The sequence below is a fragment of the Streptomyces griseorubiginosus genome (assembly GCF_036345115.1).
Classification (GTDB): domain Bacteria; phylum Actinomycetota; class Actinomycetes; order Streptomycetales; family Streptomycetaceae; genus Streptomyces; species Streptomyces griseorubiginosus_C.
In genome coordinates this window covers 2,245,052-2,260,966 of record NZ_CP107766.1, presented here as the reverse complement: position 1 = coordinate 2,260,966, position 15,915 = coordinate 2,245,052, and the positions used below count along the sequence as shown (strand labels likewise).

Here is a 15,915-nt window from a genome sequence, read left to right as displayed (position 1 = left end):
AGCGCCGGGAAGGGGGACGTCCTGTTGTAGACCTGGGGCAGCGGGACGGTGTCCGACGGTGTGACCGTCACGGACCTTGTCGGACTGAGCGGCATACGTGACTCCTCGGCCTGTATGCGGATGGCGCGGCCGGGCTCACGGGCTGCCCTGTGAGGACGGGTGGCGTGCTGCGGAAGGAAGGTGGGCCCGGTGGACCCGAACACGAGGCGTCGGTCCGGGACGGGCCGGTCTCAGCTCCGGCACACGGCCTGTCCTCGTCCTCTCCACCGTACTCCCGCCCGTGTCACAACCGTGTCGGTTCGCAAGCTGCATCGCGTTGCTACGGGCTGGCACCGGGTTGACCGGCTTGCACGACTGGGGGCCATGCCGCTCCACGAATCCGGCACGACGCACAGGAAGCAGGAAGCAGGAAGCAGGAAGCAGGAAGCAGGAAGCAGGAAGCGGCACGATGGTGAACGACCAGATACCGCGGCGTCACAGGATGCCTAGCCCCGGATCTGGCGGGGCACCGCACGTACCGACGCTACGGCCGCGACTCCGCCCGGGGCTCCTCGCGAGCGGGCGCGAGGGGCAGCGCCGCCACCGACGCGATCTTCGCGTGCCGCGGCCGGTCGACAGAAGCCCTGGAGCGCGCCCCGTAGCCCACCGCAGGCCCAAAGTCCCAGAGATGCCGCCGCACCCCTCCCTGACCCGCTAAGCCAGGTCAGACGGGGTGCGGCGGCATCCTCGTATCAAATGTCCCGGAAGATCTCGATCTGCGCCCCCACCGAGTTCAGCCGCTCCGCCAGATCCTCGTACCCCCGGTTGATGACGTACACGTTGCGCAGCACCGACGTGCCGTCCGCCGCCATCATCGCCAGCAGGACGACCACGGCGGGGCGCAGGGCCGGTGGGCACATCATCTCGGCGGCGCGCCAGCGGGTCGGGCCTTCCACCAACACCCGGTGCGGGTCCAGGAGTTGGAGCCTGCCGCCGAGCCTGTTCAGGTCCGTCAGATAGATCGCGCGGTTGTCGTACACCCAGTCGTGGATGAGGGTCTGGCCCTGCGCGACCGCCGCGATCGCCGCGAAGAACGGGACGTTGTCGATGTTCAGGCCCGGGAACGGCATCGGGTGGATCTTGTCGATGGGGGCTTCGAGCTTGCTGGGTCGGACCGTGAGGTCGACCAGGCGGGTGCGGCCGTTGTCGGCGAAGTACTCCGGTGTGCGGTCGTGGTCGAGGCCCATCTCCTCCAGGACCGCGAGCTCGATCTCCAGGAACTCGATCGGCACCCGGCGCACCGTCAGCTCCGACTCCGTGACCACCGCGGCGGCCAGCAGGCTCATCGCCTCGACCGGGTCCTCGGAGGGGGAGTAGTCCACGTCCACGTCGATGCGCGGCACGCCGTGCACGGTGAGCGTGGTGGTGCCGATGCCCTCGACCCGGACGCCCAGGGCCTCCAGGAAGAAGCACAGGTCCTGGACCATGTAGTTGGAGGAGGCGTTGCGGATGACGGTGACGCCGTCGTGGCGGGCGGCCGCGAGCAGCGCGTTCTCCGTCACGGTGTCGCCGCGCTCGGTCAGCACGATCGGCCGGTCGGGGCGGACCGCCCGATCGACCCGGGCGTGGTACTGCCCCTCGGTCGCCGCGACCTCCAGACCGAACCGTCGCAGCGCGATCATGTGCGGCTCGATGGTCCGGGTGCCGAGGTCGCAGCCGCCGGCGTACGGCAGCTTGAAGCGGTCCATGCGGTGCAGCAGCGGGCCGAGGAACATGATGATCGAGCGCGTGCGTACGGCCGCGTCGGCGTCGATCGCCGCCATGTTCAGCTCGGCGGGTGGGACCAGCTCCAGGTCGACGCCGTCGTTGATCCAGCGGGTGCGCACCCCGATGGAGCCCAGCACCTCCAGCAGCCGGTAGACCTCCTCGATGCGGGCGACCCTGCGCAGCACCGTGCGCCCCTTGTTGAGGAGCGAGGCGCAGAGCAGGGCCACGCACGCGTTCTTGCTCGTCTTGACGTCGATCGCGCCGGAGAGCCGACGGCCGCCGACCACCCGCAAATGCATCGGACCCGCGTAGCCCAGAGAGACGATTTCGCTGTCCAGTGCTTCACCGATACGGGCGATCATCTCAAGGCTGATGTTCTGGTTGCCGCGCTCGATGCGATTGACGGCGCTCTGACTGGTGCCGAGCGCCTCCGCGAGCTGCGACTGTGTCCAGCCCCGGTGCTGCCGGGCGTCACGGATGAGCTTGCCGATACGTACGAGGTAGTCGTCTGCCATGAGGTTGAGGCTATCTCAGATATGAGATGCCGCATTCCGGGAGGTCCGTTCGGGTGAGAGACCCGCACGGACCTGAGGAAACGTCAGTGGCGCTTTGCGGTACGGGTCCGTCGCCACCCGAAAGGTCCGGGCAGATCCACCGATGTCGTACGACGTCCCGTGCTGCTGTGGGTGTGCTTGGGGCCGTGGCTGCCGCCGCCGGTCGTGATGGACCAGGAGCGCCGGTTGATGTTCAGCCGTACGCCGGGAAGGATCCGGAAACTCTTGCGGAACGTGAGCGGCATGGGGGCCTCCCGTCGAAGGTAGGTCGCGTGCTGTCGTCCTCCTTCGCCTACCCCGGCCGGGCCGAGTGATGGGTGCCTGGTTTCGCACCGCCCCGCTGTCGTGGGCGAGTTGACCCCGTCACCCCTTGCGGCGCGGTGGGCGCCAGATCATGATCCGGGTGGCCGGGAGGTGTTCCGCGAAGCGGCCGTCCGGCGAGATCCGGCGCAGCAGGGCACGCAGGTCCTCTTCGAACTCCGCCCGCCGGCCGCCGAACAGGTGGGGGGCGGAGTCGGAGCGGGAGAACGTCCACGCCACCAGGTCGTCCGGGGTGCGCTCGACCACCTGTCCGGCCGGCACGACATGCTCCTCGTAGCCCTCGAACCCGGCCCGCTCCAGGACCAGGTCCTCCCGTCCCGGCGTGCCGTTGACGAGCCTGCCCTGACCCGCGCGGCGCACCGGGCCCAGACGGTCGCACACCAACGCGCCGATCTCTGCGTACGGGGAGGCGGGCCACGGCAGGGGAGTGGTCGCGGCCGGCTCGTCCTTGTCGTCACTGACGTGGACGAACGCCCCTCCCGGTTCCAGCATGTCCCGCACGGTCGCGGCGACCCGGTCCCGGTCGGTCCAGTGGAAGGACTGCGCGAACACGACGGTCCGGAACGTCCCCAGCCCGGCCGGCAGGTCCTCGGCGCGGCCGGACACCCAGCGCGCGTTGCCGACCCCGCGCCGCCCGGCCTGCCGCTCCGCCTCGGCTAGCATGTCCGCGTCGGGGTCGAGGCCGACCGCCTCGGTGAAGTACTGCGCCAGCGCGAGCAGCACGGTCCCGGGCCCGCAGCCCACGTCGAGAAGCCTGCCCCGGCCGTCCAGTCCGAGGGTCCTCGCCACCGTTTCGGCGAGGCCCGGGGCGTACGGCAGCCGGCCGCGCTCGTAGTGGGCCGCGCTTCCCTGGAAGAGGGTCCGGTCCCATTCCCATCCGTCAGGCATGCGATGTCCCATCCGTCCGGCGTGCGGTTCAGGACATCACAGCGGGGCCGGGCATGACCATCCCGGCCTCATGTACTAGAGTTATCTCGACATCGAGATATCTGCCGAGGCGTACCGCGGCACCACGTGTCCGCCGAGCCTGAAGGTAAGGCCTACCTAACTTAGCCTTACCTTAGCGGATCGGCCAAGACGGCGTGGCGGCAGGATGCGGTGGTAAGCGCACAAAAATGAAGGAGACTGTCGTGTCGGCGAACAGCTTCGACGCCCGCGCCACGCTGAGCGTGGGCGACGAGTCGTACGAGATCTTCCGGCTGGACAAGGTGGAGGGCTCGGCCCGCCTGCCGTACAGCCTCAAGGTTCTCCTGGAGAACCTGCTCCGTACCGAGGACGGCGCGAACATCACCGCCGACCACATCCGCGCCCTCGGCAGCTGGGACTCCCAGGCCCAGCCGTCGCAGGAGATCCAGTTCACGCCGGCCCGCGTGATCATGCAGGACTTCACCGGCGTGCCCTGTGTCGTCGACCTCGCCACCATGCGTGAGGCCGTGAAGGAGCTCGGCGGCGACCCCGCGAAGGTCAACCCGCTCTCCCCGGCCGAGCTGGTCATCGACCACTCCGTCATCGCGGACAAGTTCGGCACCCACGACGCGTTCGCGCAGAACGTCGAGCTGGAGTACGGCCGCAACCGCGAGCGCTACCAGTTCCTGCGCTGGGGCCAGACCGCGTTCGACGACTTCAAGGTCGTCCCGCCGGGCACCGGCATCGTCCACCAGGTGAACATCGAGCACCTGGCCCGCACGGTCATGGTCCGCAACGGGCAGGCGTACCCCGACACCCTCGTCGGCACCGACTCGCACACCACCATGGTCAACGGCCTCGGTGTGCTGGGCTGGGGCGTCGGCGGCATCGAGGCCGAGGCCGCGATGCTCGGCCAGCCGGTCTCCATGCTCATCCCGCGTGTCGTCGGCTTCAAGCTGACCGGTGAGCTCAAGCCCGGCACCACCGCCACCGACCTCGTGCTGACCATCACCGAGATGCTCCGCAAGCACGGCGTCGTCGGCAAGTTCGTCGAGTTCTACGGCGAGGGCGTCGCCGCCACCTCGCTCGCGAACCGCGCCACCATCGGCAACATGTCGCCGGAGTTCGGCTCGACCGCCGCGATCTTCCCGATCGACGACGAGACCATCAAGTACCTCAAGCTCACCGGCCGCTCCGAGCAGCAGCTCGCGCTCGTCGAGGCGTACGCCAAGGAGCAGGGCCTCTGGCTGGACCCGAAGGCCGAGCCCGACTTCTCCGAGAAGCTGGAGCTCGACCTCTCCACGGTCGTCCCCTCCATCGCCGGCCCGAAGCGCCCGCAGGACCGCATCGTCCTCGCGAACGCCGCCGAGCAGTTCAAGCAGGACGTCCGCAACTACGTCGACGACGTCGACGAGTCCGGCAAGGAGTCCTTCCCGGCCTCCGACGCCCCGGCGGTCGCCCCGAACGGCGCCCCGTCCAACCCGGTCACCGTGACCGCCCCCGACGGTTCGACGTACGAGATCGACCACGGCGCGGTGACGGTCGCGGCCATCACCTCCTGCACCAACACCTCCAACCCGTACGTCATGGTCGCCGCCGCGCTGGTGGCCAAGAAGGCGGTCGAGAAGGGCCTGACCCGCAAGCCGTGGGTCAAGACCACCCTCGCCCCGGGTTCCAAGGTCGTCACCGACTACTTCGACAAGGCGGGCCTCACCCCCTACCTCGACAAGGTCGGCTTCAACCTCGTCGGCTACGGCTGCACCACCTGCATCGGCAACTCCGGCCCGCTGCCGGAGGAGGTCTCCAAGGCCGTCAACGACCACGACCTCGCGGTCACGTCGGTCCTCTCCGGCAACCGGAACTTCGAGGGCCGTATCAACCCCGACGTCAAGATGAACTACCTGGCGTCCCCGCCGCTGGTCGTCGCGTACGCCCTCGCCGGCTCCATGAAGGTGGACATCACCAAGGACGCCCTGGGCACCGACCAGGACGGCAACCCGGTCTTCCTCAAGGACATCTGGCCCTCCGAGGCCGAGGTCAACGACGTCGTGGCGAACGCCATCGGCGAGGACATGTTCAACAAGTCCTACGCCGACGTCTTCGCCGGTGACGCCCAGTGGCAGGCGCTGCCGATCCCGACCGGCAACACCTTCGAGTGGGACGCCGAGTCGACCTACGTCCGCAAGCCCCCGTACTTCGAGGGCATGACGATGGAGACCACCCCGGTCTCCGACATCACGGGCGCCCGGGTCCTGGCCAAGCTGGGCGACTCGGTGACGACCGACCACATCTCGCCCGCCGGTGCCATCAAGGCCGACACCCCGGCCGGCAAGTACCTCACCGAGCACGGTGTGGAGCGTCGTGACTTCAACTCCTACGGCTCCCGCCGAGGCAACCACGAGGTCATGATCCGCGGCACGTTCGCCAACATCCGCCTGCGCAACCAGATCGCGCCGGGCACCGAGGGCGGCTACACCCGCGACTTCACGAAGGACGACGCCCCGGTGTCGTTCATCTACGACGCCTCGCGCAACTACATCGAGCAGGGCATCCCGCTGGTCGTCCTGGCCGGCAAGGAGTACGGCTCCGGCTCGTCCCGCGACTGGGCCGCCAAGGGCACCGCGCTCCTCGGCGTCAAGGCCGTCATCGCCGAGTCGTACGAGCGCATCCACCGCTCGAACCTCATCGGCATGGGCGTCCTGCCGCTCCAGTTCCCCGAGGGCCAGTCCGCCGCGACCCTCGGCCTGACCGGCGAGGAGACCTTCTCCTTCACCGGCGTCGAGGAGCTCAACAACGGCACCACGCCGAGCACGGTCAAGGTCACCACCGACACGGGCGTCGAGTTCGACGCGGTCGTCCGCATCGACACCCCCGGTGAGGCGGACTACTACCGCAACGGCGGCATCATGCAGTACGTGCTGCGCAGCCTGATCCGCAAGTAAGGCTCCAGGCAGGCAGGTTGAGGGCCGCGTCCCCGGACACCCGGGACGCGGCCCTTCGCCGTGCGGGCTCACACCCAGCCGCGCTGTGCCGCCCCCTCCAGGGCAGGTCGCCTAGCCGCCGATCAGCCTGGGTGCCGAGTCACAGCCCGCTCAAGGGAAACCAGTGGCCGATGCGTGACAACGCCCCCTTCGGTCACGGCGGTTGCTCCTCCCTCAGGGTGTCAGAGAGCCCCGGTCGTGCCTGGTGGACGGCCGTTTTCCCACGGTTGCGGCTCAGTCGGAACACAGGGTTCCCCCAGACAACCGGGACAGAATCCGGATATGACAGCCACCACCGGACCACGCACCGGCCGCGTGCGGCAGAGCGCGCTGCGCGAGGCGCACCGCCGCGCCCCGCACGCCGTCCTTCTGGACGGCATCCAGGTGCTGCGCCGGCCGCGCTACGAGACTCCCGAGCTGCCCGCCCTCATGCTCACCGCCGGTGGCGCCGACCTCGCCGAGATCCACCTCTCCGGTCCGCGCCGGAAGACCGACCGGGGACGGGCACGGACGATCCACGCCGTACGCGTTCCCGGCTACCCCAACAGGACCGCGGGGGACGGCAGATGACCCGCCGCGCGAGCGCGAGGACGCGTACCCGGTCCCTCCGCGCCCGTCTGCTCGTCCTCGTCAGCGTCACCCTGGTCGTCGTCTGCGCGGTGACGGTCCTGGTCGCCACGCTCTTCCAACGCGCCTATCTGATGGGAGACATGGACGACCGCGTCCGCGCCACCGCCGAACGGGCCCTGGGCGGGGCCTCGTTGCACCCGGAACTCGAGGACGACCTGACCTTCCTGAGGGAAGCGGGACAGCCCGCCGGAATGCTCTCGGCGCGGCTGGACGAGAAGGACGCCGTCGTCTTCGCGGCCGTCGTCGCCCAGGACGCCCCTCCCCAGGCCCTCCGCACCGAGCAGCGCACAGCCCTGGCAGGCCTCCGGGCCGACGGCGCGATGCACACCCGTACCGTGCCCGGTCTCGGCACCTATCGGGTCACCGTCCTCGTGGACGGAGACGTCGGGGTCCTCGCCGGCCTGCCCCTGGACGACGTCCAGGACCTGATCGGCGGACTCGTGCTGATCGAGACAGGGGTCGTCGTGGCCGGGCTGGCCGCCGCCGGCTCCGTTTGCGCGGTGGTCATACGACGACAACTGCGCCCCCTCGGCAGGGTCGCCGCCACCGCAGCCCAGGTGAACCGTGCCCCGCTCGGACCCGGCGAGATCACCGCCCTGACCCGGGTACCCGCACGCGACACCGACCCCGACAGCGAGACCGGCCAGGTCGGCGCCGCGCTCAACCGTCTCCTCGACCAGGTGGAGTCCTCCCTCGCCGAACACCGACGCGGCGAGGAGCACGTGCAGCGCACCGAAGAACGCATGCGGCACAGCGAAGAACGCATGCGGCGCTTCCTGGCCGACGCCGGCCACGAACTCCGTACACCCCTCGCCTCGATCGCCGGATACGCCGAGCTGATGAACCGCGGCACCGCCCGCGTCGAGCCGGTCCTGGCCTGGCGGCGCGTCTCGGCGGAGTCCGCCCGAATGACCGGCCTGGTGGAGGACCTCCTCCTGCTCGCCCGCCTCGACGAGGGCCGGCCCCTGCACTCCGGTGAGGTGGACCTGGCGGCAGTGGTCGCCGAGGCGGTGTGGGAGGCGCGAGCGGCAGCCGACGACCACGACTGGCAGCTCGAACTGAGCCTGGAGGCCCCGGCGTTGGTGACCGGCGACGAGACCCGCCTGCACCAGGTGGTGGCAGGCCTCCTGTCCAACGCACGGATGCACACACCGGCCGGTACGCGAGTGGTCGCCTCGGTGGAGTCCACCGGTACCCGTCGAGTGATCCGGGTCCGCGACGACGGCCCCGGCATCCCCCCGACCCTCCTCCCCACCGTCTTCGACCGCTTCACCCGCGCGGACACCTCCCGCTCACGGGCCGACGCGAGGTCCGGCGGCTCGGGGCTCGGCCTGGCCGTCGCGGCAGCGATCACCGGAGCACACGGAGGCCACATCAGCGTGAAAAGCACCCCGGGCCGAACGGAGTTCACGATCGAACTCCCGGCGGCGCGGAAGGCCGGGGCCGGGGCGGAGGAGCGAGCGGTCCCAGAAAAGCCGACGCCGGTGCAGTGCACTTAGCGGGGCCACTGTGCTCCCCATGAACACCCCTGTGACGCAAGGACCATCGGGGCGGCGACAAAGTCGACCGTGCCACACCACCGCCACGGCCCCCGCAGTCGAGACCCCAGAGGCGCCGCCCCAACTACAGCCTCCACCCCTACCCTGACTCCGTGACCACCCCCGCCCCCCTCCACCGAGCCCTCCACGCCCCCGGCCCCCGCCCCCTCCCCGACACAGCCGCCCGTCTCCTCCGCACCCTCGACGCCCCGCCGCGCCTGGTGGCCCACCTGCGACTGGTCCACGACGTGGCGTACCGGCTCACGGACTGGCTGGCACAACAGCACCCCGCGCTCCCGCTCGACCGCGAGGCGGTCCTGTTCGGCGCCGCCACGCACGACATCGGCAAGACGACGCACGTCGCCGAACTCTCCGGCCCCGGCTCCGCACACGAGAACGCCGGCCAGGACCTCCTCCTCGCCCACGGCATCCCCCCGCACCTGGCCCGCTTCGCCGCCACCCACGCGACCTGGACCCTCCCGGACATCGGCCTCGAGGACCTGCTGGTGAGCGTCGCCGACAAGATCTGGAAGAACAAGCGGGTCCCGGAGCTGGAGGACCTCGTGGTCAGGAGGCTGGCCGAGGCGAGCGGGCGGACGGTGTGGGAGGAGTTCCTGGAGTTCGACGACGCGCTGACGGCCGTAGGGGAAGACGCGGAGGAACGACTCGCCTTCCAGGCGGCTCACCCGGTGTGACCGCCACCGAGCCCCCGGCTCAGAAACCGACCAGCGCCTCGAGATCGACCTCGACGGGGAACGGCAGCTCGGTGACCAGCTTGTCGTGGTGCACCGGGTGGGACGGCGCGGGGAAGTAGGCGAGGGTGTCGGCGTTCAGCCAGTACTCGTGCACCGCGAGCTTCTGGTCCCGGTCCAGTTCGACCCGCCAGTAGTACGGCACCTTGTGCGCGGCGAAGAGCGCCGGCTTGCGCACCCGGTCGTCCTGGCGGGAGGTGGGGGACACGATTTCGACCACCAGGGCGAGCCTCTCGACCGGGACGCACTCGATCGCGAACGGATCCAGTCCTCGAAGGTCGAAGACGATCAGATGGGGCCGTACGACGTTACGGGCGCCGACCACGACAGCCTGACCGCTCACCACTCGATACGCCCCGGTCTCGGTGGTGCTCAGCACGCCCGCCAACCCACCCCGCACATGGTTGTGCCACAGCGCGACTCGCCCGCGCGGCGCGATCACACCGTCGACCAGCTCCCAGTCGAAGGGCAACTCCACCTCCCTGACCTGGTCGAAGTCCCAGCCCTCGACCGGAGTGAGCATCCAGGTCTCCGTGGTGGCCACGCGCGCTCCCATGCACCTCAGTCTGGACGCCGACCACGCGCGCGCGACCCCGTACGGAACAGCGCCCCCCGAACCGGCGACCCCACACCACGCCATTGACCCCACCGCCCCCCGTTTACATCTGCCCCACATCCCGCTACCTTCCGCAGAAGTGGGGTGGGAGCGCTCCCATGCGGACGGACCGGAACCCGCCCGCGTGCACGTCCCCACCCCACCCCAACCCCACACCCGCACGGCCCGTACCTCAAGGAACGGACTGGACTGTCATGATCCTGACAAAGTTATCGAGGGTGACCCGCCCCAGAGCCCTCTTCCTGGTCCTCGTCTCCCTGCTCGCCACCATCCCCGCCCTGAGCCTCGTCCTCACGGCGGGCGGCGAGGCCGAGGCCCACGGCACCCCCATGAAACCCGCCAGCCGCACCTTCCTGTGCTGGCAGGACGCCCTGACCGACACCGGTGAGATCAAACCGGTCAACCCCGCCTGCCGGAACGCCCAGCAGGTCAGCGGCACCACGCCGTTCTACAACTGGTTCTCCGTGCTGCGCTCCGACGGCGCCGGCCGCACCCGCGGTTTCGTCCCGGACGGCCAGCTGTGCAGTGGCGGCAACACCAACTTCACCGGGTTCAACGCCCCGCGCGACGACTGGCCGCTCACCCACCTCACCGCGGGCAGGACCGTCGACTTCTCCTACAACGCCTGGGCCGCGCACCCGGGTTGGTTCTACGTCTATGTCACCAAGGACGGCTTCGACCCGAAGAAGACCCTCACCTGGGACGACATGGAGGCCCAGCCCTTCCTCTCCGTCGACCACCCGCCGCTCAACGGCAGCCCGGGCACGGTCGAGGCCAACTACTCCTGGACGGGGCAGCTTCCGGCGAACAAGTCCGGCCGCCACATCATCTACATGGTCTGGCAGCGCTCGGACAGCGCGGAGACCTTCTACTCCTGCTCCGACGTCGTCTTCGACGGCGGCAACGGCGAGGTCACCGGCATCCACGAGCCCGGCAACCCGACCGAGCCGGTGCCCGGCACCTGCACGGCCACCCGTAAGACCACCGGCAGTTGGAGCGGCGGCTACCAGTCCGAGGTCACCGTCACCAACTCCGGTGACGTGCCGATGCTGGGCTGGATGGTCGACTGGACCCTGCCGAGCGGCCAGAAGGTGGACAGCCTCTGGAACGGCAACGCCACCTACACCGGCCAGGGCGTGATGGTCCACAACGCCAACTGGAACGGCTCGTTGAGTCCGGGGCAGAGCACGACGTTCGGCTACGTCGTGACGGGCTCCGGCGGTGACACGGCCACGAGCCTTCCCTGCCGGGTCGGCTGAGCCACTGTCAGCACGCGCGAGAACCGCTCAGGGCGGACCCGGTGGGGCTGTGCGCCACCGGGTCCGCGAGCCGGGTCGGCACGAGGGGGGTGGGTGGCCGACGCGGATGGTGCATGGCTTGTGACGACGCGACGCGCGACAACGTTGTCGAGTGGTCTGTACAAGACTCTACCGCCTCAACGGACAACGATGTCAAATAAGTTGGGGAGAAGAGGCTGGACCGGCCGGGTGAGACCGTCGCGCGTCCCTTCCGGCGCACGCACCCTTCCGTGATACGCGTGGCGCACGTTACTGTCCCTGCGGCTTGTGCGACCTGTGGTGCGCGACCCGTCCGAAGGAGGAGGGGCCGCGTCATGCGTTTCCGTCCCACGTCCCTGCTGCTGGCGACCGTACTCGCGGTCACCGGAGCCACCCCCGCCCTGAGTGCACCCCCCGGTCTCGTCGACGACCCCACCGCCTACGTCGACCCGCTCATCGGCACGGCGAACGGCGGCAACGTCTTCCCGGGCGCCGTCACCCCGTTCGGCATGTTCTCCTTCAGCCCCGAGAACACCCGCGGCGACGCCACCAGAACCGCCGCGCCCGGGGGTTACCTGTACGACGCCACCCGCATCCGCGGCTTCAGCCTCACGCACATGTCCGGCACGGGCTGCGCGGGCGGCAGCGGCGACATCCCGCTCCTCCCGTTCGCCGGGGAGGTCACCTCGTCCCCGGCGAGCGACACCAAGGACGCGGTGTACGCGGCCGACTTCAGCCACGCCGACGAGACGGCCGAGCCCGGCCACTACAAGGTCGGCCTCGCCTCCGGCGTCACCGCCGACCTCACCGCCACCGCCCGCACCGGCTCGGCCCGCTTCACCTACCCGGCCGACAAGCCCGCCTCGCTGCTGTTCCGCACGGCCAACTCCGAGGTGGGCTCGACGGATTCGACCGTAGAGATCGACCCGGCGACCCGGACCGTCTCCGGCTCCGTGACCTCCGGCAACTTCTGCGGCTACCTGGACCCGGAGGGGCAACGCGCCTACTACACCCTCCACTTCACGGCCCACTTCGACCAGCCCTTCGTCGCCACCGGCACCTGGCAGGACGAGAAGCTCAGCCCCGGGTCCCTCACGGCGTCCGGCGGCACGGGCGGCTTCTCCCAGGGCGGGCGGCCCGTCGTCGGCAAGGGGGCGGGCGGATACGTCCGGTTCGCGCCCGGCACCGAACAGGTCGGTGTCCGGATCGGGATCTCCTACGTCAGCCGAGCGGGCGCCGAGGCCAACCTCGCCGCCGAGAACCCGCCCCGGCGCTCCTTCGACTCGGTCCGCGACGCGGCCGCCCGTGCCTGGCGCGACCGGCTGCGGGCGATCCGGGTCGGCGGCGGCACCGACGACGAGCGCACCACCTTCTACACCGCGCTCTACCACGCCCTGCTCCACCCCAACGTCATCAGTGACGCCGACGGCGCATACCGGGGCAGCGACGACAAGGTGCACAGAGTCGCCCGCGGCCACCGTGCCCAGTACGGCACCTTCTCCGGCTGGGACGTCTACCGCGGCCAGGTGCAGCTGCTGACCCTGCTCGACCCGCGGACCGGCTCGGACGTGGCGCAGTCCCTGTACGAACTGGCCCGGCAGAACGGCGGTCTCTGGGACCGCTGGCTGCACGGCGCGAGCGGCACCCACGTCATGAACGGCGACCCCTCACCCATCGCCCTGGCCGGCATCCACGCCTTCGGCGGTACCGACTTCGACCTGCGCGGCGCACTGGACTCCCTGGTGAAGGCCGCGACGGTCCCCACCGAGCAGGACCTGTCGTCCGCCGGCAAGCCCGTCCTCTCCGTCGGCCAACGCCCGTCCCTGGACAAGTACTTGAAGCTGCACTACATGCCGTCCGTCTCCAACGCCTGGGGCGGCGCCGCCGAGACCCTGGAGATGTCCGGCGCCGACTTCGCGCTCTCCCGGCTGGCCCGCGCGGCCGGGGAGAAGAGCACGGCGGCGGCCTTCGCCCGGCGCTCCCAGTACTGGCAGAACACCTTCAACATCGCCGCCGACCCGAGCGGCGGCTACATCGCCAACCGCAAGGCGGACGGCAGCTGGGTCACCGGCTTCACCCCGGCCACCGGCAACGGCTTCGTCGAGGGTACGGCGGCCCAGTACACCTGGATGGTCCAGCACGACCCCGCGGGCCTGTTCGCCGCGATGGGTGGCCGCGACAAGGCCCTGGCCCGCCTGGACGCCTTCTTCCACGACGACAAGGGCGACTGGGCCTTCACCGGCAACGGCGGCGAGAAGTCCGAGCTGGACAACGAGCCGTCGATCAACGTCCCCTACCTGTACGCCTACGCCGGCGCCCCCTACAGGACCCAGGAGACCGTCCGGGCCGCCATGCGGCAGCTCTGGTCGACCCGACCGGGCGGCATCCCGGGCAACGACGACCTCGGCGCGATGTCCTCCTGGTACGTCTTCTCCGCGCTCGGCATGTATCCCCAGGTGCCGTCGAGGTCCGAACTGGTCCTGGCCTCACCGCTGTTCCCACTCATCGAGATCACCCGGCCCACCGGCAACCACATCTCCGTCCGCGCCGAGGGCGCGGCCGCCGACTCCCCGTACGTCCACTCGCTGAGGGTCAACGACCGTACCAGCGACGCCCCTTGGCTCCCGGCCTCCTTCGTCCGGGACGGCGGCCGGCTCGACTTCACCCTCTCCGGCACACCCGACCCGGCCTGGGGCGCCTCGTCGGTCCCGCCGTCCTTCCGGGAGGGCGAGCAGCCGTACCAGATCGGCGTCGGCCCGACCACGGCGACGATCCCGCCGGGCGGCAGCACGAAGGTCGGGGTCCGCGCGCTCTCGCTGAGCGGCGACGGCACGGGCCCCGCGGTCCGCTTCCAGGTGGAGGCACCCGAGGGCATCAAGGCAACTCCCGCCGAGGGCACGGTCGTCGACGGCTCCCAGGAGATCTCCCTCAGTGCCGACGAGGGCTCCCCGCAGGGCTTCTACGACGCCAGGATCACGGTGAGTTCGGACGGCACCTCCTACGAACAGCCCGTGTCCCTCACGGTCGCCGCGCCCGGCACCCTCCTCGCCGCCTACGACAACACCGGGATCTCCGACGACTCCGGCGACCACGACGAGGCCGACTACGACGGCGGCGGCTGGAGCTACTCCCGCCAGGCCCTGGAGGCGGCCGGACTCACCCCGGGCGCGCAGGGCACGGTCGCCGGCCTGAGCTTCACCTGGCCGAACTCACCGGACGGGCGGCCCGACAACGCCACGGGCTCCGGTCAGACCATCCAACTGACCAACCCTGCAAGCCGGTTGTCCTTCGTCGGCAGTGCGGTGAACGGCGACCAGCGCACCGAGGCCACCGTCACCTACACCGACGGCAGCACCGGCACGGTCGAGCTCGCCTTCACCGACTGGACCGTCGGGGGAGGGGGCGGCACCGTTCAGTACGGCAACGAGGTCGTCGCCCGCGCCGCCTATCGCAACGTGGCGGGCGCGGACCGGGACCCGGTGGCGACGTACGTCTTCGCCACGAAGCCGTTCACCGCACCGGACGGCAAGAGGATCGCGAGCGTGCGGCTGCCGGACAACACCGACCTGCACGTGTTCACCCTGGCCACTGACTGACGTCGAACACCTCGGCCAGCCAGTCGAGTTGGCGTCGTACGTGCACCGCGTCGCCGCCCTCGTGGCCGTTGTACGGATAGGCGTGGATCTCCTTGCGGGGGTCCGCGCCGGTCTGTTCGCCGTAGTGGTGGAAGGCCGCGTACGCCCCGCTCGGCGGGCACACCGTGTCGCGCAGGCCCACCCCGAAGTGGGCCGGGGCGGCGGCGCGGTGGGCGAAGGAGATGCCCTCCACGTACGAGAGCGTGCGGTACGCGGCCTCCTCCTTGCCCCGGTGCACGGACAGGTAGGCGCTGATCTCGCCGTACGGGCTCGCGTCGGTGAGGTCCAGTGCGCGCCGGATGCCGCACAGGAACGGCGCGGTGACCAGGACCGCCGCCAGGTCCGGTACCAGTCCCGCGACGGCCAGCGCCAGCCCGCCGCCCTGGCTGTTGCCGACGGTCGCGACCCGTCCCCCGTCCACACCCGGCAGGGCCCGCACCGCCGTCACCGCGCGCACCGCGTCCGTGATCAGGCGCCGGTAGTGGTAGTCGCGCGGGTCGAGCAGCCCCCGGGCCGCCGGGCCCGGTCCGCCCGGTGCCGAGGCGTGCGGGTCGGGGGTCGCGCCGCCGTTGCCGTACTGGTCGCCCTGGCCGCGGTTGTCCATCAGCAGGTGCGCGTACCCGGCGTTCACCCAGGTCAGCCGCTCGTGCGGGAGGCCGCGGCCACGGCCGTAACCGGCGTACTCGACCACCGCGGGCAGCGCCGGGCGCACTCCCGCCGGTCTGCTGTACCAGGCACGGACCGGATCACCGGCGAAGCCGCGGAAGGTCACGTCCCAGGTGTCCGTGAGCCGTAGCCCGCTCTGGACCGGGCGCACCGACACCAACACGTCCGGGTCCGCCGCCTCCTTCAGGGTGTCACGCCAGAACTCGTCGAAATCCGGGGGTTCCCGGACATCCGGGCGGTAGCGCTCCAGCTCCTTCGGCGGCAGGTCGAACGCAGGCACAGGACACCTCGCA

At 70.5% G+C, this 15,915-nt stretch carries 11 protein-coding genes; 6 read left to right on the top strand and 5 right to left on the bottom strand.

All coding sequences use genetic code 11. From position 1 onward, the window contains the following. Nucleotides 1-731: 731 nt before the first annotated feature. The 3 genes from OHN19_RS10150 to OHN19_RS10140 form a co-directional block, all read right to left on the bottom strand. Complete coding sequence (locus OHN19_RS10150; RefSeq protein ID WP_141207380.1) at nt 732-2,261, bottom strand: helix-turn-helix domain-containing protein; 1,530 nt, start codon at nt 2,259-2,261, stop codon at nt 732-734. An 83-nt stretch (nt 2,262-2,344) separates the two neighbouring features. After that, the gene (locus OHN19_RS10145) at nt 2,345-2,545 is read right to left on the bottom strand and encodes a DUF4236 domain-containing protein (protein WP_123763654.1); all 201 of its coding nucleotides are present in this window, start codon (nt 2,543-2,545) and stop codon (nt 2,345-2,347) included. A 118-nt stretch (nt 2,546-2,663) separates the two neighbouring features. Beyond that, nucleotides 2,664-3,509: a class I SAM-dependent methyltransferase gene (locus tag OHN19_RS10140; RefSeq protein WP_330263872.1), complete on the bottom strand. Its 846-nt coding sequence runs from the start codon at nt 3,507-3,509 to the stop codon at nt 2,664-2,666. A 242-nt stretch (nt 3,510-3,751) separates the two neighbouring features. Between OHN19_RS10140 and acnA the strand changes: the two genes are divergently transcribed. From acnA to OHN19_RS10120, 4 genes are all read left to right on the top strand, one after another. Further along, nucleotides 3,752-6,469, top strand: coding sequence for an aconitate hydratase AcnA (acnA, locus tag OHN19_RS10135; protein ID WP_330263871.1), 2,718 nt, complete (start codon nt 3,752-3,754; stop codon nt 6,467-6,469). A gap of 321 nt (nt 6,470-6,790) precedes the next feature. Next, on the top strand, nt 6,791-7,078 hold the full coding sequence (locus tag OHN19_RS10130; RefSeq protein WP_330263870.1) for a hypothetical protein: 288 nt from the start codon (nt 6,791-6,793) through the stop codon (nt 7,076-7,078). Next, entirely contained in the window at nt 7,075-8,637 is a 1,563-nt protein-coding gene (locus OHN19_RS10125) for a sensor histidine kinase (RefSeq protein WP_330263869.1), read from the top strand. Before OHN19_RS10130 ends, OHN19_RS10125 begins: the two co-directional genes overlap by 4 nt. A gap of 152 nt (nt 8,638-8,789) precedes the next feature. Further along, nucleotides 8,790-9,371: an HD domain-containing protein gene (locus OHN19_RS10120; protein ID WP_330263868.1), complete on the top strand. Its 582-nt coding sequence runs from the start codon at nt 8,790-8,792 to the stop codon at nt 9,369-9,371. A 19-nt stretch (nt 9,372-9,390) separates the two neighbouring features. Here OHN19_RS10120 and OHN19_RS10115 read toward each other — a convergent pair whose 3' ends face one another. Then, on the bottom strand, nt 9,391-9,984 hold the full coding sequence (locus OHN19_RS10115) for a Uma2 family endonuclease (RefSeq protein WP_330263867.1): 594 nt from the start codon (nt 9,982-9,984) through the stop codon (nt 9,391-9,393). A 254-nt stretch (nt 9,985-10,238) separates the two neighbouring features. On the opposite strand from OHN19_RS10115, the gene OHN19_RS10110 reads away from it, so the two are divergent. Together OHN19_RS10110 and OHN19_RS10105 are read left to right on the top strand one after the other, a co-directional pair. Then, nucleotides 10,239-11,303 (top strand): lytic polysaccharide monooxygenase auxiliary activity family 9 protein, encoded by a 1,065-nt coding sequence (locus tag OHN19_RS10110; RefSeq protein WP_330263866.1) that lies wholly within the window; start codon nt 10,239-10,241, stop codon nt 11,301-11,303. 353 nt (nt 11,304-11,656) lie between these two features. Continuing rightward, nucleotides 11,657-14,917: a GH92 family glycosyl hydrolase gene (locus tag OHN19_RS10105; protein WP_330263865.1), complete on the top strand. Its 3,261-nt coding sequence runs from the start codon at nt 11,657-11,659 to the stop codon at nt 14,915-14,917. On the opposite strand, the gene OHN19_RS10100 is transcribed toward OHN19_RS10105, so the two are convergent. Continuing rightward, nucleotides 14,898-15,902, bottom strand: coding sequence for an acetylxylan esterase (locus tag OHN19_RS10100; protein ID WP_330263864.1), 1,005 nt, complete (start codon nt 15,900-15,902; stop codon nt 14,898-14,900). The two genes, OHN19_RS10105 and OHN19_RS10100, sit on opposite strands and share 20 nt — an antisense overlap. Between the last annotated feature and the right edge of the window lie 13 nt (nt 15,903-15,915).